This is a genomic window from Stenotrophomonas sp. SI-NJAU-1 (assembly GCF_020883215.1).
GTDB classification, from domain to species: domain Bacteria; phylum Pseudomonadota; class Gammaproteobacteria; order Xanthomonadales; family Xanthomonadaceae; genus Stenotrophomonas; species Stenotrophomonas indicatrix.
Window position 1 is genome coordinate 898,435 of record NZ_CP086598.1, and the last position, 18,494, is coordinate 916,928.

Sequence of the window (18,494 nt, forward strand, 5' to 3'; positions counted from 1 at the left end):
GTGCTGAATCGGCTGTCTGAACATCGACGCAGTAGTGCTGGCCCATGCCTCTACCGGTTTCATACCCCCGAAATAGGAGCTGTACTCAATGAACAAGAAGATCCTTACTGCCGCGCTGCTGGGCGGTCTGGCATTCGCCCAGGCTGCGTCGGCGCAGGAGTTCGATGACCGCTGGTACCTGACCGGTTCGGCCGGCTTCAACTTCCAGGACAGCGACCGCCTGACCAACGACGCTCCGTTCGTGACCCTGGGTCTGGGCAAGTTCATCAGCCCGAACTGGTCGCTGGATGGTGAGCTGAACTACCAGAACCCGAACTTCGACGCCAACCAGGATCAGAACTGGTCGCAGTACGGCGTGTCGTTCGATCTGCGTCGCCACTTCATCAAGGAAGGCCGCGGCTGGAACCCCTACATCGTGGGCGGCCTGGGCTACCAGAAGTCTGAAGAAGAGTACGCAGCTGGCCCGAACGGCCCGGCCGACCGCAAGGACGGCAACGTTGCCGCCAAGCTCGGCGTCGGTCTGCAGACCACCTTCGACAAGCGCGTTGCTGTGCGCGCCGAAGTGGCCTACCGCGCTGACTTCGACGACCAGAGCATCGCCGCGCGCGACGAAAGCTGGTTCGGCGACGTGCTGGCTTCGGTCGGCGTCGTGATCCCGCTGGGCCCGGCCCCGGTGGCTGCTGCTCCGGCTCCGGCTCCGGTTGCCCCGAGCTGCGCCGACCTGGATGACGACGGTGACGGCGTCAACAACTGCGACGACAAGTGCCCGAACTCGCAGCCGGGTCAGACCATCGGTCCGGACGGTTGCCCGGTGCCGGTCTCGATCGACCTGAAGGGCGTGAACTTCGACTTCGACAAGTCGAACCTGCGTCCGGACGCTGTGGCCATCCTGAGCGAAGCCACCGAGATCCTGAAGCGTTACCCGGATCTGCGCGTTGAAGTTGCCGGTCACACCGACTCGAAGGGTACCGACGCTTACAACCAGAAGCTGTCGGAGCGCCGCGCCACCGCGGTGTACAACTACCTGACCAAGAACGGCGTCGACGCTGGCCGTCTGGCCGGTCCGATCGGCTACGGCGAGAGCCGCCCGATTGCGCCGAACACCAACCCGGATGGTTCGGACAATCCGGAAGGTCGCGCCAAGAACCGTCGTACCGAGCTGAACGTCCAGAACTGAGTTCTGACGCTCTGCCAGTAAGACACAGCAGGACCCGGCTTCGGCCGGGTCTTGTTGTTTGTGCGGCCTGTAATGATGAATCAGCGCTGGAAAGGTGACCGTTCGTCGGTGATTTGCCCATGAAACCAATGAGTTGCCGTATTCATTGAAAGTGGCGCTTGAAAGATGACGCGGCATTGCTAAACTCGCCGCGTCACTTCCTTTCGTGGATGCCCTCATGCTGCGCTCTGCATCGGCTGCCGTTCTGGCGCTGGCTCTGGTTCCCGCTGCTCACGCTGCGGTCGATTGCTCGGTCAACACCAGCGCCTCGCCGCTGCCGTTGCCGGCCACGGCCGTCGCCCCGGTGGCCGATGAGCTGTACATCCGCAGCAGCCAGCTGGGCATGGCCAGTGGCGTGCTGGGCAGCAGCTACGATCCGTCGCAGTCGCTGGACCAGGTGCTGCAGCGGTTGCGCATCGATGGCTGCCAGAACATCGCCAAGGCGATTCCGAGCGCGCCGGCGGTAAAGCCCAATGATCCGGCTGCGTACAAGCCGCAGACCGAATTCGACAACACGCCGTGGCGCTTCGACATGAGCCAGAACGGCAAGCGCATGACCGCCGAAGAGTTCGACGCCTGGATGAAGGCGCGCGGCGTACGCGTGGTCAAGGCACGTCCGGTTCCGGCTGCCACCCCGGCCGCTGCCGAAGTACCGGCTGAGACCAAGCCGGTCGACAAGAAGTAAGCGCGGCGGGGAGCAGAGGCTTGCGTACGCGCCGCCCACCTGCTGCCCCCGCTGCCCGCTCCCACGCTGCGCGTGGGCGTGCGACCCCCCCTGCGGTTTCCGCTGGCGTGCGCCATGGCCTGGCGCGCGTGCTGTCCAAGGCCGGCGTGTGCTCGCGCAGCGAGGCCGCGCGCTGGATCGCTGATGGCCGCGTTCGTGTCGCCGGGCGCATCGTCCGTGATCCGGAATTCCCGATTGCCAGCCCGGCGCCGCCGATCGAGGTCGACGGCCAGCCGATGGGCGCACCGCAACGTCTGTACCTGATGCTCAACAAACCGCGCGGGGTGGTCACCACCGTGCAGGATGAGCGTGGCCGCGACACCGTGTACCGCTGCTTCGATGGTGCCGGCCTGCCGTGGATCGCGCCGGTAGGTCGCTTGGACAAGGCCAGTGAAGGCCTGCTGCTGTTCAGCAACGATCCGCAGTGGGCTGCGCGCCTGACTGATCCGCAGACCGGCCCGCACAAGACCTACCACGTGCAGGTCGATCGCCTGCCCGACGAGGACACCCTGGCCGCGCTGCGCGCCGGTGTCGAAGACGAGGGCGAGTTCCTGCTTGCTCTGGCCGTGCGCGTGCTGCGCAGCGGCGACAAGACCGCCTGGCTGGAGGTGGTCCTCGAGGAGGGCCGCAACCGCCATATCCGTCGCCTGCTGGCGGCCTTCGACCTGCAGGTGCTGCGCCTGGTCCGGGTTGCGATCGGAGAGCTCACGCTCGGCGATCTCGGCAAGGGCCAGTGGCGGGCGCTGGAGGTCAGCGACCAGCAGCGGCTGGGGGCCGCTGCACCGGGCTGAGTGATGCCCACGGCCGGCGCTCGCCGGCCACCGTTCCAGGCGTAGGGGGCGCCTGGTTGTCGAATGTCCAGAACGGAGCCTGCCATGTATCACCCGACCCTCAAGCAAACCCTGCGCTGCGCCAGCCTGTTGTTGCCGATCGTGCTATTGACGGCCTGCGGCGGCCACAAGAAGACGGCCAAGGCCGAACTCCCTGCCGAAACCCCGGTGGTTGAAGTGAAGACCCCGGAACTGGATGGCCGCGGCAGTTACCGCTTCATGATGAGCAACGGCGACCAGAAGATGACCGCCGACCAGTTCGATGCCTGGATGAAAGCCAATGGCATCCGCGTTGCCAAGGGCAACGGGCAGGACGCTGCCGCCAAGCCGGTGGTGGTTGCCAGCAAGGACGAACCCAAGGACAAGAAGAAAAAGAAGAAATAAGGTCTGGCAGGTGCCGACCTTGGTCGGCACGTCCTGATGGGTAGCGCCGGGCCGCGCCCGGCGGGCGCATGGCGCGGCTATCGGGAAACCGCCGGGCGTGGCCCGGCGTTATCCGTGGGTGATCAGCCCTTGATCACGCCCAGCTCGACACCAATGCGGGTGAATGCATCGATCGCGCGGTCCAGGTGCTCGCGGCTGTGCGCGGCGCTGATCTGGGTGCGGATGCGGGCCTGGCCCTTGGGCACCACCGGGAAGAAGAAGCCGATCGCATAGATGCCTTCTTCCAGCAGCCGCTCGGCGAACTTCTGCGCCAGCGGTGCGTCGTACAGCATCACCGGGCTGATCGGATGCACGCCAGGCTTCACGTCGAAGCCGGCAGCGGTCATCTTCTCGCGGAAGTAGGTGGTGTTGGCGGCCAGGGTGCTGCGCAGGTCATCGGCCGCGGCCAGCATCTCGAACGCCTTGATGCCGGCGGCGACCACGTGCGGCGGCAGCGAATTGGAGAACAGGTACGGGCGCGAGCGCTGGCGCAGCAGCTCGATCACTTCGGCGCTGGCGCAGGTGAAGCCACCCAGCGCGCCACCCATGGCCTTGCCCAGGGTGCCGGTGATGATGTCGATCTTCTCCAGCACGCCCTTGACCTCGGCCGAGCCGCGGCCCGTCGCGCCGAGGAAGCCGGTGGCATGGCATTCGTCGATGTGCACCAGCGCGTTGTACTTCTTCGCCAGCGCGGTGATCTCGTCCAGCGGCGCGATGAAGCCATCCATCGAGAACACGCCGTCGGTGGTGATCAGCTTGGTCTTGCAGCCGGCCGCATCGGCGGCCTGCAGCTGCGCTTCCAGGTCGGCCATGTCGCAGTTGGCGTAGCGGAAGCGCTTGGCCTTGCACAGGCGCACGCCGTCGATGATCGAGGCATGGTTCAGGGCATCGGAAATGATCGCGTCGTTCTCGCCCAGCAGCGGTTCGAACAGGCCGCCGTTGGCATCGAAGCAGGCCGCGTACAGGATGGTGTCCTGCTTGCCGAAGAAGTCGGCGATCTGCTTCTCCAGCTGCTTGTGCAGGTCCTGGGTGCCGCAGATGAAGCGCACCGATGCCATGCCGAAACCGTGGCTGTCCAGCGCGTCCTTCGCGGCCTGGATCAGGTCGGGATGGTCGGCCAGGCCGAGGTAGTTGTTGGCACAGAAGTTCAGCACCTTGCGGCCGTCTTCCAGGGTGATCTCGGCGGACTGGGGGCTGGTGATGATCCTCTCGGACTTGAACAGGCCCTGGGCGCGGATGGCGTCCAGTTCCTCGGCATAGTGGCGGGTCAGGGCGGAGGAGTCGGTCATGGCGTGGGCACGGCTCAGCACGGGAAACCACTGATTCTACCGGGCATCGACCGCAGCGGACCGGGCCGGATGGGGCGCCGCCATGGCCGGCACATGTTGCATCGCAATAGCAAACGGGTTAAAAATTCGTGAACCGGGCCCGTCTGGCTCCGGTCGCTGCGCCCGCTGCAGATCCCGCCTTCCACGCCACCGACCCCACCGGAGACGCTCATGAAGCACGCCCGTGCCTGCCTCGCCATTGCCGCCGCCCTGACCCTCGCGCCGTTCGCCGCCAGCGCCCAGGACAACGAATCTCCGTACAGCTGGAACGTCACCGCCGTCTCGGACTACCTGTTCCGTGGTGTGTCGCAGACCGATGAGGATCCGACCCTGCAGGCCGGCTTCACCTACACCAGCCCGGTTGGCCTGTATGCCGGTGTCTGGGGCTCGGGCGTGGACTTCGGTCCGGGCGATCCGAAGACCGAGGTCGACAACCTGATCGGCTACGGCGTGGACGTGACCGAGCGCGTCAACTTCGACGTGCTGTTGAACCGTTACACCTACCTCAAGGCCAGCCACCAGAACTACAACGAGCTGATCACCACCACCACGCTGGACGACACCTACAAGCTGACGGTGGCCTACAGCAACGATGTGTGGAACAGCAGCACCGATGGCTGGTACTTCGGCCTGGGTGGCAGCTGGGGCCTGCCGAAGGACGTCACGCTCAACGCCAACGTCGGTCGCAGCACCTTCGAGGACGGTATCGCCAAGGACTACACCGACTGGAACGTCGGCGTCGCCCGGCAGTTCGGCCTGTTCAATGTCGGCCTGGGTTACTACGGCACCGATGGCAATGGCCGCGACAACTCCGGCAAGCTGGCCCACAGCCGGGTGATGCTGAGCGTGGCCGTAGGCAAGTAACGCCGCAGGCGTTACGGTAGGTGCCTGGCTTGCCTGGCACGCTTCACGAAAAAGGCGCCCAATGGGCGCCTTTTTCGATTCCGCAGCGTTCTTGATCCCAACTGGGGAGAGCCCCTTGTTGTTCAAGGGGCGCGCCGACGGCGCGGGGATAAGGAAACCTGCGGGGGAATTGACCCGAAGGGTCAATTCCAGCTGAGGACCACCTTGCCGGCCTTGCCTTCTTCCATCAGGTCGAAGCCCTTCTGGAAGTCGTCGATCGGCAGCTGGTGGGTCATCACCTTGCCGAGCGGGAAGCCGGACAGCACCAGCTGGGTCATCTTGTACCAGGTCTCGTACATCTTGCGGCCGTAGATGCCCTGCACGGTCAGGCCCTTGAAGATGATCTTGTCCCAGTCGCAGCCGGCACCCTTGGGCATGATGCCGAGCATGGCGATCTTGCCGCCGTGGTACATGCAGTCGAGCATGTCGTTGAACGCGCGCGGGTTGCCGCTCATTTCCAGGCCCACGTCGAAGCCCTCCATGTGCAGTTCCTTCATCACGTCCTTCAGCGACGTGTTGGCGACGTTGACCACGCGGGTGGCGCCCATGTCGGCGGCCAGCTTCAGGCGGAAGTCGTTGACGTCGGTCACCACCACGTTGCGTGCACCGATGTGCTTGCAGATGCCCGCCGCGATGATGCCGATCGGGCCGGCGCCGGTGATCAGCACGTCTTCGCCGATGACGTTGAATTCCAGCGCGCAGTGCGCGGCATTGCCGTACGGGTCGAAGAAGGCGGCCAGCTCGGAGGGGATCTGGTCGGGAATCGGCCACAGGTTGCTGGCCGGCATCACCATGTATTCGGCGAACGCACCGTTGACGTTGACGCCGATGCCGACGGTGTTCGGGCACAGGTGCGGACGACCGCCGCGGCAGTTGCGGCAGTGGCCGCAGACGATGTGGCCTTCGGCCGACACGCGCTGGCCGATCTCGTAGCCGGTCACGCCCGGGCCGATCTGCGCGATGCGGCCGACGAACTCATGGCCGATGGTCAGGCCCGGCTTGATCGTGCGCTGGCTCCATTCGTCCCACAGGTAGATATGCAGGTCGGTGCCGCAGATCGCGGTCTTTTCCAGCTTGATCAGGACCTGGTTGGGACCCGGGGTCGGCACCGGGACCTCTTCCATCCAGATGCCCTTGGCCGCTTCGCGCTTGACCAGGGCCTTCATCGTTTGCTGCGCCATCGGGGTGGAACTCATCAGGGGGGAAAGCGCGGATTATAGGGCGCCACGCGGAATTCCCATGCTGCGCTGCGGGCGCAGTGGTGGAACGAAAGCTGTGCGCAGGCGGGCGTTTCGAACAGCGCCGCTGCGCTCGCCGGGCCATGCCCGGCGGTCCGGGGCCCATGACTTCCGGGGTTCGGGCCGGGGCAGGGCGGCGGGCTACAATCGAGGGTTCCACTACCAGGGGCCGCTCCATGCGCTCGAACCTGCTTGCATTCTCCGTCGTCGCCAGCCTCGGGCTGGTCCAGGTCGCCCATGCCGCTGAAGGCATGTGGGTGCCGCAGCAGCTGCCGGAAATCGCCGGCCCGCTGCAGAAGGCCGGCCTCAAGCTGTCCCCGGAACAGCTGGCCAACCTGACCGGTGACCCGATGGGCGCGGTGGTCGCGCTGGGCGGCTGCACCGCCAGCTTCGTCTCCCCGCAGGGCCTGGTGGTCACCAACCACCACTGTGCCTATGGTGCGATCCAGCTGAACTCGACCGCACAGAAGAACCTGATCAAGGACGGCTTCAACGCGCCCAAGCTCAGCGATGAACTGAGTGCCGGCCCGAATGCCCGCGTGTTCGTGCTCGACCAGATCACCGACGTCACCGCCCAGGCCAAGGCGGCCATCGCCAGCGCCGGCAAGGACCCGCTGGCCCGCAGCCGTGCGCTGGACGCTTTCGACAAGGCCCAGGTCGCCGCGTGTGAAGCCGATGCCGGCTTCCGCTGCCGCCTGTATTCGTTCTCCGGCGGCAACACCTACCGCCTGTTCCGCAACCTGGAAATCAAGGACGTGCGCCTGGTCTATGCACCTCCGGGCAGCGTCGGCAAGTTCGGCGGTGACGTCGACAACTGGATGTGGCCGCGCCACACCGGTGACTTCTCGTTCTACCGTGCCTACGTCGGCAAGGACGGCAAGCCGGCGGCGTTCTCGGCCGACAACGTGCCCTACCAGCCCAAGCACTTCCTGAAGTTCGCCGATACGCCGCTGGGCGCCGACGACTTCGTGATGGTGGCCGGCTACCCGGGCCGCACCAACCGCTACGCGCTGGCCGGCGAGTTCAACGAGACTGCCAGCTTCACCTACCCGACCATCGCCCGCCACTACAACGCGGTGCTGAAGATGATCGCCGACGCCGGCAAGGCCGACGCCGACGTCAAGGTGAAGTACGCCGCCACCGCGGCCAGCATGAACAACGTGGCCAAGAACTACCTGGGCCAGCTGGAAGGCTTCAAGCGCATCGATGCCGCCGGCCAGAAGCAGGCCGAAGAAGCGGCGGTGCTGGCCTGGCTGAAGAAGCAGGGCGCTGCCGGCAAGCCGGCACTGGCTGCACACGCGCAGCTGCTGCAGCACCTGGATACCAGCAAGTCGACGCGCGAGCGCGACCTGTTCGTCGGCCAGTTCAACAACACCTCCGCGGTGGGCGCGGCCATCACCCTGTACCGCCTGTCGATCGAGCGCAGCAAGCCCGACGCCGAGCGCGAAGCGGGTTACCAGGACCGCGACCTGACCACCATCGAGGGCAGCCTGAAGCAGATGGATCGCCGCTACGTGGCGAAGATGGACCAGCAGCTGCAGACCTACTGGCTGGACCAGTACGTGGCCCTGCCGGCCGCGCAGCGCGACAACGAAGTGCTGAACACGTGGTTGGCCGGCAGCGATGCCACTGCGGTGAAGTCGCTGGTGACCAAGCTGGGCGGCACCGGACTGGGCAGCCTGGACAACCGCCTGAAGTGGTTCAAGGCCGATCGCGCTGCGTTTGAAGCCAGCAATGATCCGGCCATCCAGTACGCGGTGGCCGTCATGCCGGCGCTGCTGAAGCAGGAAGAGCAGAAGAAGATCCGCGAGGGCGAATCGCTGACCGCTCGTCCGCTCTACCTGCAGGCCGTGGCCGACTACAAGAAGAGTCAGGGCGAGTTCGTCTATCCCGATGCCAACCTGTCGCTGCGCATCACCTTCGGCAACGTGATGGGCTATGGCAAGGACGGCGTGAAGTACACTCCGTTCACCACCTTGGAAGGTGTGGCGGCGAAGGAAACCGGTGAGGATCCGTTCGACTCGCCGAAGGCCCTGCTCGATGCGGTCAAGGCCAAGCGTTACGGCGGTCTGGAAGACAAGCGGATCGGTTCGGTACCGGTGAACTTCCTGTCCAACCTGGACATCACCGGCGGCAACTCCGGTTCGCCGGTGCTCGATGCCAACGGCAAGCTGGTCGGCCTGGCCTTCGACGGCAACTGGGAATCGGTCAGTTCCAACTGGGTGTTCGACCCGGTGATGACCCGCATGATTGCCGTCGACAGCCGCTACATGCAGTGGATCATGCAGGAAGTGGCGCCGGCGCCGCAGCTGCTGAAGGAACTGAACCTGGCCAAATAAGGTAGTGCCGGCCGCTGGCCGGCAACCTCGACCAGATAGCCGGAGTTCCTGAAACCCCGCGACGTCTGTCGCGGGGTTTTTTCATGCCCCGACCGGCCGGGTCCGCCGAACAGGTATGATCCCTGTTCCGCGCACTTCACAGGATGTGAACAATGCGCCGGAACTCCTCCCCCAAGGACCCCTTGTTCGCATGCGCATCCTGCTTGCCCGTCACGGCGAAACGCCGTGGAACGCCGAAGGCCGCTACCAAGGCCAGATCGACATCCCGCTTTCGCCCATCGGTGAGGCCCAGGCCCAGGCGCTTGGCGCCCGCCTGGCTTCGGTGGACATCACCCGCGCCGTGGCCTCGCCGCTGTCGCGTGCCCAACGCACCGCGCAACTGGCCCTGGGTGCTGCACGCGCCGACATGCTGCTGACCGAGCCGGAGCTGCAGGAAATCGCCCACGGTGAGTGGGAAGGCCTGCTGGCCAGCGAAATCAACGAAAAAGACCCGTCGCGCCTGCAGGCGTGGCGCAATGAACCGGACACCGTGCTGATGCCGGGCGGCGAATCGCTGCGCCTGGTGCTGGAGCGCAGCTGGCGCGGCCTGGCCCGTGCCGCCGAAGGCCTTGGCGAACACGACACCCTGCTGGTGGTCGCCCACGACGCAGTCAACCGGGTGATCCTGTGCAAGGTGCTGGGCCTGCCGTTGTCGCGGCTGTGGACCTTCCGCCAGGCACCGACCACGCTCAACCTGCTTGAAGGCGCCGACCTGGACAGCCTGGAAGTGGTGCGCCTGAACGACTGCGCCCACCACACGCCGTTCTTCGGTGAAGCCAAGCACCGCGCACTCTGACTCTTCTGCCCTGAACCACCTGCACCTGTTGGAAGTCTTGCCGTGAAGAACACCCCGACCACTCTGGCCGAATGGCTGGACTACATTGAACGCCAGCATCCGGCCAGCATCGACATGGGGCTGGAGCGCGTGCGCACCGTGGCCACCGCGATGGGCCTGGGCACGCCGGCCAGGCACACCATCGTGGTCGGTGGTACCAACGGCAAGGGTTCCACCGTCGCCTTCATCGAGGCCATCGCGCGCGCTGCGGGCTGGAAGGTCGGTGCGTACACCTCGCCACACCTGCTGCGCTACAACGAGCGCGTACGCATCGATGGCCAGGATGCTGATGACGCCGCACTGGTGGCCGCGTTCAATACAGTCGAAGCCGCGCGCGGTGACGTGACGCTGACCTACTTCGAGTACGGAACGCTGGCCGCGCTGCAGTTGTTCGCCAATGCCGATCTTGATCTGGCCGTGCTGGAAGTGGGCCTTGGCGGCCGCCTGGATGCGGTCAACATCGTCGACGCCGACGTGGCGGTGATCACCACCGTGGACATCGATCACGCCGAATGGCTGGGCGAGGACCGCGAGGCCATCGGTGCCGAGAAGGCCGGCATCATCCGCGGCTGGAAGCCGGTGATCCTGGGCGAGACCGATCCGCCGTCGAGCGTGCTGGCGCGCGCCTACCTGGTGGGTGCCAATGCGATCCGCGGCGGCAGCGACTATTTCTACGAACCGATCGACGCGCAGCGTTGGCGCTGGCGCGATGTCGGCACCCGCCTGGAGCTGCCGACGCCGACGCTGGCCGGGCCGATCCAGCTGGCCAACGCCGGTGCGGCGATCGCGGCGCTGCGCGCGCTGGACCGGCCGGTGCCGCGCGCGGCATGGGCCGCAGGCGTGGCAGCGGCGCGCATCGCCGGGCGCCTGCAGGCGTTCGAGCGCGATGGTGTGCAGGTCCGCGTCGATGTCGGCCACAACCCGCAGGCGGCCGGCCAGCTGGCGCGTGCGCTGAAGGCCGAGGCATCCCCCGGGCGCACCTTGGCGGTGTACGCCGCGCTGCAGGACAAGGACGCCGTGGGCGTGGTGCAGGCCCTGCAGGAGGTAGTGGGCGACTGGACCCTGGCCGGGTTGGATGGCGCGCGTGGGCAGAGTGCGGCGGAACTGCAGGCACGGCTGGCAGATACCGCGGCAGCCACTGCGGCGCTGGCCGGCACGGTCGAACAGGCGATGGCGCAGGTGCTGGCCCGCGCCGAGCGCGGCGACCGGGTGCTGGTATTCGGTTCCTTCCATACCGCCGCGGCTGCGCTGCAATGGCTGCAGGCCCACGCCTGACCGCCGTTCAGCCATTACCGACGCCGTGCGGTCGCGCACCCGTATAATCGACCGCAACGTCCAGCCTGCCGCCTGCCCTACGTGGATACGCCCCTGAAACAGCGTCTGATTGGTGCCATCGTCCTGGTGGCCTTGGCCGTCATTTTCCTGCCGATGCTGGTCAAGGGCCCGGCCCCGGACAGCGGTGTCGCTTCTGTGCCGATCGCCGCGCCCGATGCGCCGGCCGATGGCCAGTTTGAAACCCGTGAACTGCCGCTGGTCGCACCGGCCGGCGGCGCCACCGGGTTGCAGAGTGGCCAGGCCCGTCCCGTCGAGGAGGCCGCCGCCCCGGCGACACCGCCGACCGTGGACACCTCGCCAGCCGTCGCCGCCGGTAACTACGCGGTGACCTTCGGCGCCTACGGCAGCCAGGCCGACGCCGATGCGGTGATCGCCTACCTCAAGCGTTCGCAGCTTCCGGGCTTCATCGAGACCGCATCGATCAACGGTCGCCCGGCCTGGCGCGTTCGCGTTGGGCCGTATGCCGACCGTGCCCAGGCCGAAGCGGCCCGGCTGCAGGCGGTGAAGGTGCGTGCCGACGTGAAGGCAGAAGTCATCACGCTCGATGCGAAGCCCTCGACCAGCGCACCGGTGGCAAGCACACCGACGCCCGCGCCGAGCGCCAGTACTCCCGTCGCGGCGGCCACGCCGTCGGCGACCGGCAACCCGGTGCGCAGTGAAAGCCTGCCGCCGAGTACGCCGACCGCAGCAGCACCGCCGGCCGCCAAGCCGGAGCCGGCCAAGCCGGAACCGAAGCCCGAGGCCAAGCCGGAAGCGACCGCCAGCAAGCCGGACACGCCGCCGAGCACGCCGGCCGCACCGGCCGCCAGCGGAGTGGGTTTTGCCGTACAGCTCGGCGCATTCGGCCAGGCCGCCGATGCCAACGCTCTGCGCGACAAGGTGCGCGCGGCAGGTTTCAGCGCTTTCGTCGAGCAGGTGCGTACCGACAAGGGCAGCCTGCACCGGGTCCGTGTCGGGCCAGTCGCCAACCGCGCCGATGCCGAACAGTTGAAGGCGCAGGTCGCCGCCAAGGTCGGCGTCGCCGGCATGGTGCGACCGCACCCGTGATCCGGCCCGTTGTCCGCCACTGTCGCTGGCAGGAGCGGGCCGCGTGATCGATATCGTGCTGGGCGTGCTGATCGGCGCGTCCGCCCTGTTCGGTTTCATCCGTGGTTTTGTCGGTACCGTGGTCGCGCTGGTGTCATGGTTGCTGGCTGGATGGATGGCCTTCACCTTCGGCAACCAGGCCTCGCATTGGTGGGCGGCACCGGCGCCGCCCGGTACCGGGCACTACCTGGCCGGATACCTGGGTGTCTTCATTCTGACCGTGGTGGTGGTCGGGCTGCTGGGCCTGCTGCTGAAGGCCGCGATCAAGCTGACCCTGCTCGGTGGCGTCGATCGCGTGCTGGGCGGTGCATTGGGCGCGGTGCGCGGCCTGTTCTTCGCCTGCATCCTCCTGCTGCTGGCCGGTTTCACTGCATTGCCGGGTGAGCCGGCGTGGCAGCAGTCGCAGCTGCGGCCGCTGCTCCAGCCTGCCGTGGCCTGGATGCAGGCGCAGCTGCCGCAGCTGGACAGGGTGCTGCCTGAGGCGTTGCCTCTGCAGGCCCTGCTTCCCGATCGGCTGCCCTTGCCCTTGGACGAGAACGCCCCATCTTCACAGCAGGTGTTGGGCAAGCCGGCGGCGACAGGCGATAATGGCGTTCTCAACCAGGTAGTGGCGGGCGGCGGATGGCCGCAGCCCGTGGAGATGGAGCAGGAGCCCGGTGCGGCCTCCACACTGCCCAGCAGCATCGAGCCGGCGCCCGCGCGCCCGGCCCGCCCCGCGCCAGCCGCGGGCGGTACCCACGGCCAGGCACGGCCACCTTCCTTGTAACTGGGCACAGCCCAGCGGAGACCTCGCATCATGTGTGGCATCGTCGGAATCGTCGGCAACCAGAACGTCGCCGGGCAGTTGTATGACGGCTTGACCGTCCTCCAGCATCGCGGCCAGGACGCGGCGGGCATCGCCACCGTCAACGGCAGCCGCCTGCGGGTGCAGAAGGCCACCGGCCTGGTCCGCGATGTCTTCGATGCCCGCACCATGTCCACCCTGGAAGGCAGCGTCGGCATCGCCCATGTGCGCTATCCGACCGCCGGTTCGGAAGGCATGGACGAGGCACAGCCGTTCTACGTCAATTCGCCGTACGGCATCGCGCTGGCCCACAACGGCAACCTGATCAACACCGAAGACCTGCGCCAGCAGGTGTTCGAGCAGGACCGCCGCAACGTCAATACCGATTCGGACAGCGAAGTGCTGTTGAACGTGTTCGCCTACGAACTGGAACAGCAGCGCCAGCTCAGCCCGGAAGCCGCCATCCGCGCGGTTGCCGGCGTGCACCGCCGCTGCAAGGGCGGCTATGCGGTGGTCAGCGTGGTGCTGGGCCTGGGCCTGGTCGCTTTCCGCGATCCGCATGGCATCCGCCCGCTGGTGCTGGGCAAACGCAGCCATGCCGAGGGTGACGAATACATCGTTGCCTCCGAGTCGGCCGCGCTGGACGTGCTGGGCTTCCAGCGCGTGCGTGACGTGCAGCCGGGCGAAGCACTGGTGATCACCGCGCGCGGCGAGTTGTTCTCGGAAATCTGCGCCGAGCCGGCCGAACACACCCCGTGCATCTTCGAGTACGTGTATTTCGCACGCCCCGATTCGATGATCGACAACGTGTCGGTGCACAAGGCGCGCATGCGCATGGGCATCAAGCTGGGCGAGAAGATCCTGCGCCTGCGCCCGGACCACGACATCGACACCATCATCCCGATCCCGGACACCTCGCGCGATGCCGCGCTGGAGATCTCCAACGTGCTTGGGGTGAAGTACCGCGAAGGCTTCATCAAGAACCGTTACATCGGCCGCACGTTCATCATGCCGGGCCAGGGCGAACGGGTGAAGTCGGTGCGCCGCAAGCTCAACCCGATCCACCTGGAATTCCGCAACCGCGTGGTGCTGCTGGTGGACGACTCGATCGTGCGCGGCACCACCAGCCAGCAGATCGTGCAGATGGCGCGTGACGCCGGCGCACGCAAGGTCTACCTGGCCAGCGCCGCGCCGCCGGTGCGTTACCCGAACATCTACGGCATCGACATGCCGGCCGCTGAAGAACTGGTCGCGCACAATCGCAGCATCGAGGAAATCGAAGCGCACCTGGGCTGCGACTGGCTGATCTACCAGGACATCGAAGACATGGAAGCGGCGGTGAGCGAAGGCAATCCGGCGCTGCGCAACTTCGATTCCTCGTGCTTCAACGGCCATTACCCGACGGGCATCGAGCCGGGCTACTTCGAGCGCATCCAGCAGCTGCGTTCGGACGACGCCAAGCACAAGCGCCGCGCCTGAGGCGCCGGCAGTGGTCGACGTACCTGACGTCGGCGGCAATCTGCTGCGCGCCGCGCAGCAGTGCCTGGCCGAAGCCGATCCGCTGCGCAAGGTCGCACTGACCCAGGCCTACGCTGCCGCGTTCCGCGCCGGCCGCTTGAACGTACCGGCCGATGCACCGCCGGCCGATCCGATCCGCATGCCGGGCCGGCCGCCGCAGCTGGTGATGGTGCATCCGCGTGAAGTGCCGCGGCGCGGCCTGGGCGGGGTGGAAGGGCGTGCGGCGTTCATCCATGCCATCGCCCATATCGAGCTCAATGCGATCGACCTGGCCTGGGACGCGGTGTACCGTTTCCGCGGTCTGCCGGCTGCGTTCCATGCCGACTGGGTGAGCTGCGCCGACGACGAATCGCGCCACTTCATGCTGCTGCGCGAGCGCCTGCTGGCACATGGCCATGAGTACGCCGATTTCCCTGCGCACAACGGCCTGTGGGAAATGTGCGGGAAGACCGCGCACGACGGCCTGGCGCGGATGGCGCTGGTGCCGCGCGTGCTGGAAGCGCGCGGGCTGGACGTGACCCCGGGCATGATCGACAAGCTGCGCAACGTCGGCGATGGCGAAACCGCCGACGTGCTGGACGTGATCCTGCGCGAGGAGGTTGCACATGTTGCCGCCGGCTCGCGATGGTTCCGCTGGTACTGCGAGCGCGCCGGCGTCGAGCCACGAGCGCGTTTCAAGGAACTGCTGGTCGAGTATGCCGGTGGCTACCTGCACGGGCCGTTCAACATCGAGGCACGCCTGCTGGCCGGGTTCGATGCGGATGAGCTGGCCAACCTGGTCGAACAGGCGGGTTGAAGGAAAAGGGGGACGGAGGGAATCAAGTCGTTTGTGCCACACACGACTTGATTCCCTCCGTCCCCTTCTTGGGTCTCATGCGTTCGGCAACATCACGCGCCTGCCATCCACCGTCGGCCGGTTGATGTAGAACAACCCCGGGCCGGGCCGATACGGCAGCTCGCTGACACCGGCGTCGGCGGTGTAGGTCAGGGCGGTATCGCCCAGCGCATCGAAATTCCAGTGTGCGGACTGCATCAGGTAACGGCGACGCAGCAACGCTTCCTGCGTCGGGGTCAACGGCTGGCCGGCAATCAGGCGGCGCGCGATCGGCTGCAGCGCGCTGGGCAGTTCCCAACCCGCCACCTCGGCGGCGTCGGCAGTCCAGGCCACGCCGGCCGCGATGGCGTACTGCTGCATCACCTGCAGCGCAACCAGCTGGTAGCGCCAATCGATGCGCCGGTGCAGCACCACCGCAGCGGTGACGTACAGCACCGGCGACATCAGCACGCTGCGGCTGCCCGCGCGTCGCTGCTGCTGCCACTGGTGCCAGACATCGACCCACACTTCCTTCGGGTTCAGCCCCAGCTGCTGCCGCCAGCGTTCGGCGTCGGCCTGTGCTTCAGCGTACGCGGTGGTCGCCTGCAGCAGTGCCAGGGGCGGTGTCTGGAAGTCCTCCACGCCAGGCCGGCGCAGCTGCTGCCGCCGCGGCCGGCTGAGCAGCTTGGGTCCTTCTTCCACCTGGTCGTAGCCACCACCGATGTTGGCGTGCACGCCGGGCAGCGCGATTTCGGGATGGGCCGGTGCCACCGTGGTCAGCGCATAGTGCTGGCGATGCTCGTCGCGCGCAATGAGCTGCAGCACGGCCTCGGCGATGCCTGCGGGCAGGGCGATGCGGGGATGTTCGTCGGCGCGGCCGCCGTTGACGGCGACCACCGTGTCGAACAGGCCGATGAAGCGCAATAACGGCCGCGGCAGGGTGAAATCTGCGCTGCATGAAAGGCCCGCCTGCTGCAGCAGCTGCCGCCAGCGCGCGCCGTCCCATCCGCGCAGATGGTTGGCCACATCGCGCGCGGAGGCCGCGCCGCGCGAGTAGCCGAACAGATCCAGCTGCACGCTGTGCAGGGGCGCGCGCCACTGCGACGCAAGTGCCGACAGTGCCGCCGGCAGCAGCACCTGCAACGCACGCTGCACCTTCGCCTGCACGCCACTGGCGCCGATACCGAAGGCCAGGCCGATCAGGTCGTCTTCGGCATCATCGCGGGTGCCGACGCCTTCCACGTAGATCGCCAGCGAAGGTGTACTGCCGGGCGTGCGCCGGCTGTCCGGGTACAGCTGATGCAGGCGCGCGATGTTGGTGGCGCCGTTGTCGTAGCTGCTGGTCAAGCGGCTCTGGTAGGTCGAATCATCATCGGCGCGGAGCAGGGCGGGGCGCGGTCGCGGCGCCTGCCGGTGGCCCTGCGCCAGGTTGTGGGCGTTGTTGCGGGTGCCATCGAAGAACAGGCCGATCCGCAGCAGGCCCGGATCAGCCGTCGTGTCACCGCTGTACTGCGCTGGCGCCATGTGCATCCCCTGTCGTGGCCACGTCACGGTAGCGCGAAAGCCGTGTGTTGGCGAAGTGTACTGACGCTTTTGACCTGACTGAACGCAGATGCGGTCGATCACAGATCGCGATTTCCATTCCTTTCGTCTATTGAATTCACACGCCCTGCGCAGGCCTGATGGCCGGACCCGGCACCCCGGGTCGTGCTGCATCAACGCTGTCCACTTCACTTCAAGGAGCGACAAGATGATGTCCAGATCGATAGGTAAAGCGACAGGTGGTCTGTTGTTGGGATTGTCGGTAGCGGCGGCCGCCCATGCGGCGCCGCTGTTCGAGCCGGTCACCGTGCTCAGCCGTGCATCGGCCACCAGCGAGCCGGCACTGGGGCGATTGCTGGCCACCCCGTCCACCGCCGCCGTACAGGAAGTGCGTGTCGATGCTGCCGCCACCGCGCAGCCGCAGCTGGAATTCGAGTTGCTCGGGCAGAAGGTGCAGGCCGTTCGCAGCAAGGTCGAGGCGCTGCCCGATGGTGGCAGCATCTGGTACGGCCAGTTGCGCGCGCCGTCCGATCGCCTGCAGGCGGCCACGTCCAATGGCCAGGACGATCCGGGCAATTCGCTGATCCTGGTGCGCTCGGGCAATACCCTCACCGGCTCGATCCGCAAGGACGGCAAACTCTATCGTCTGCGTCCGCTGGGCAATCGCCACGTGCTGGTCGAGGTGGATGAATCGCGGATGCCGGCCGATCATCCGGCCGACTACAACCAGTTGCCGAAGATCGCCATGCCTGCCAATGATCGCCTCGGCACTGCGCAGGCCTCCTCAGGCAGCCCGGCGACCATCCGCGTGCTGGTGGTGGCAACCAACGCTGCAGTGACCGCCTATGGTGGCAACATGCAGTCGCTGGTGCAGTTGGCGGTTGCCGAATCCAACCAGGGTTACACCAACAGCAACGTTGGCCTCACCCTGCAGCTGGCCGGTTATGAAACCACCAATTACACCGAGTCCGGCAATTTCACCACCGACCTGTCGCGCTTCCGTGGTACCAGCGACGGCTACATGGACAGCATCCACACCAGCCGCAACAACACCGCCGCTGACGTCGGCGTACTGCTGATCAACAACACCAGTTACTGCGGACTGGCGTCGGGCATCGGTTCCACCGCATCGACCGCGTTTGCTGCGGTGTACTGGGATTGCGCCACCGGCTACTACTCGTTCGCCCATGAAATCGGCCACCTGCAGAGCGCACGTCACGACATCGCCAGTGATCCGAGCACGTCGCCGTATGCCTATGGCCATGGCTATCGTTATGAGCCGGCCAGCGGATCGCGCTGGCGCACGATCATGGCCTATGACTGCTCGGCCGGCTGCCCGCGGCTGAACTACTGGTCCAATCCGAACATCAGCTACAACGGCGTGCCGATGGGCATCGCCAGCAGTGCCGACAACCAGCGCGTGCTGGTCAATACAAAGGCCACCATCGCGGCCTTCCGCTGAGTCCAGGCGCCGACCAGGGTCGGCGTCTACCAGGGCGCGTGCACCTGCTCTGGTAGATGCCAACCTTGGTTGGCATCC

The 18,494-nt window shown here is 66.6% G+C and carries 16 protein-coding genes; 13 read left to right on the forward strand and 3 right to left on the reverse strand.

Features of this window, described 5'->3' with window-relative positions:
- Positions 1–88: 88 nt before the first annotated feature.
- From LMF57_RS04010 to LMF57_RS04025, 4 genes are all read left to right on the forward strand, one after another.
- Complete coding sequence (locus LMF57_RS04010) at positions 89–1,177, forward strand: OmpA family protein (RefSeq protein WP_117309637.1); 1,089 nt, start codon at positions 89–91, stop codon at positions 1,175–1,177.
- A 217-nt stretch (positions 1,178–1,394) separates the two neighbouring features.
- The gene (locus LMF57_RS04015; RefSeq protein ID WP_049467667.1) at positions 1,395–1,901 is read left to right on the forward strand and encodes a hypothetical protein; all 507 of its coding nucleotides are present in this window, start codon (positions 1,395–1,397) and stop codon (positions 1,899–1,901) included.
- Positions 1,902–1,921: 20 nt separating this feature from the next.
- Positions 1,922–2,731: a pseudouridine synthase gene (locus LMF57_RS04020; protein ID WP_229290916.1), complete on the forward strand. Its 810-nt coding sequence runs from the start codon at positions 1,922–1,924 to the stop codon at positions 2,729–2,731.
- An 84-nt stretch (positions 2,732–2,815) separates the two neighbouring features.
- Entirely contained in the window at positions 2,816–3,154 is a 339-nt protein-coding gene (locus LMF57_RS04025) for a hypothetical protein (RefSeq protein WP_208081722.1), read from the forward strand.
- A 122-nt stretch (positions 3,155–3,276) separates the two neighbouring features.
- On the opposite strand, the gene kbl is transcribed toward LMF57_RS04025, so the two are convergent.
- Positions 3,277–4,482, reverse strand: coding sequence for a glycine C-acetyltransferase (gene kbl, locus LMF57_RS04030; protein WP_059066100.1), 1,206 nt, complete (start codon positions 4,480–4,482; stop codon positions 3,277–3,279).
- Positions 4,483–4,692: 210 nt separating this feature from the next.
- On the opposite strand from kbl, the gene LMF57_RS04035 reads away from it, so the two are divergent.
- Positions 4,693–5,385, forward strand: coding sequence for a TorF family putative porin (locus LMF57_RS04035; protein WP_229290918.1), 693 nt, complete (start codon positions 4,693–4,695; stop codon positions 5,383–5,385).
- Between the two features lie 182 nt (positions 5,386–5,567).
- On the opposite strand, the gene tdh is transcribed toward LMF57_RS04035, so the two are convergent.
- Positions 5,568–6,590 (reverse strand): L-threonine 3-dehydrogenase, encoded by a 1,023-nt coding sequence (gene tdh, locus LMF57_RS04040; RefSeq protein WP_117309640.1) that lies wholly within the window; start codon positions 6,588–6,590, stop codon positions 5,568–5,570.
- 248 nt (positions 6,591–6,838) lie between these two features.
- On the opposite strand from tdh, the gene LMF57_RS04045 reads away from it, so the two are divergent.
- The 7 genes from LMF57_RS04045 (at position 6,839) to LMF57_RS04075 (ending at position 15,394) form a co-directional block, all read left to right on the forward strand.
- The gene (locus LMF57_RS04045; protein ID WP_229290920.1) at positions 6,839–9,001 is read left to right on the forward strand and encodes a S46 family peptidase; all 2,163 of its coding nucleotides are present in this window, start codon (positions 6,839–6,841) and stop codon (positions 8,999–9,001) included.
- A 190-nt stretch (positions 9,002–9,191) separates the two neighbouring features.
- Positions 9,192–9,836 carry a histidine phosphatase family protein gene (locus LMF57_RS04050; protein ID WP_025878100.1) on the forward strand — a complete coding sequence of 215 codons (645 nt, stop codon included), beginning with the start codon at positions 9,192–9,194 and terminating at the stop codon, positions 9,834–9,836.
- Positions 9,837–9,878: 42 nt separating this feature from the next.
- A complete protein-coding gene (gene folC / locus LMF57_RS04055; RefSeq protein ID WP_117309642.1) occupies positions 9,879–11,150 on the forward strand; it encodes a bifunctional tetrahydrofolate synthase/dihydrofolate synthase in 1,272 nt (423 codons plus the stop codon).
- Between the two features lie 81 nt (positions 11,151–11,231).
- Entirely contained in the window at positions 11,232–12,257 is a 1,026-nt protein-coding gene (locus LMF57_RS04060) for an SPOR domain-containing protein (protein ID WP_229290922.1), read from the forward strand.
- A gap of 43 nt (positions 12,258–12,300) precedes the next feature.
- Positions 12,301–13,062 carry a CvpA family protein gene (locus tag LMF57_RS04065; protein WP_117309644.1) on the forward strand — a complete coding sequence of 254 codons (762 nt, stop codon included), beginning with the start codon at positions 12,301–12,303 and terminating at the stop codon, positions 13,060–13,062.
- Positions 13,063–13,092: 30 nt separating this feature from the next.
- Positions 13,093–14,559 (forward strand): amidophosphoribosyltransferase, encoded by a 1,467-nt coding sequence (purF, locus tag LMF57_RS04070; RefSeq protein WP_025878104.1) that lies wholly within the window; start codon positions 13,093–13,095, stop codon positions 14,557–14,559.
- A gap of 10 nt (positions 14,560–14,569) precedes the next feature.
- Positions 14,570–15,394: a ferritin-like domain-containing protein gene (locus LMF57_RS04075; protein ID WP_117309645.1), complete on the forward strand. Its 825-nt coding sequence runs from the start codon at positions 14,570–14,572 to the stop codon at positions 15,392–15,394.
- A gap of 75 nt (positions 15,395–15,469) precedes the next feature.
- Here the strand turns inward: LMF57_RS04075 and LMF57_RS04080 are convergent, their stop codons facing one another.
- Positions 15,470–16,936, reverse strand: coding sequence for a DUF2235 domain-containing protein (locus tag LMF57_RS04080; protein WP_229290924.1), 1,467 nt, complete (start codon positions 16,934–16,936; stop codon positions 15,470–15,472).
- 226 nt (positions 16,937–17,162) lie between these two features.
- On the opposite strand from LMF57_RS04080, the gene LMF57_RS04085 reads away from it, so the two are divergent.
- A complete protein-coding gene (locus tag LMF57_RS04085) occupies positions 17,163–18,416 on the forward strand; it encodes a zinc-dependent metalloprotease (RefSeq protein ID WP_025878107.1) in 1,254 nt (417 codons plus the stop codon).
- Positions 18,417–18,494 lie beyond the last annotated feature (78 nt).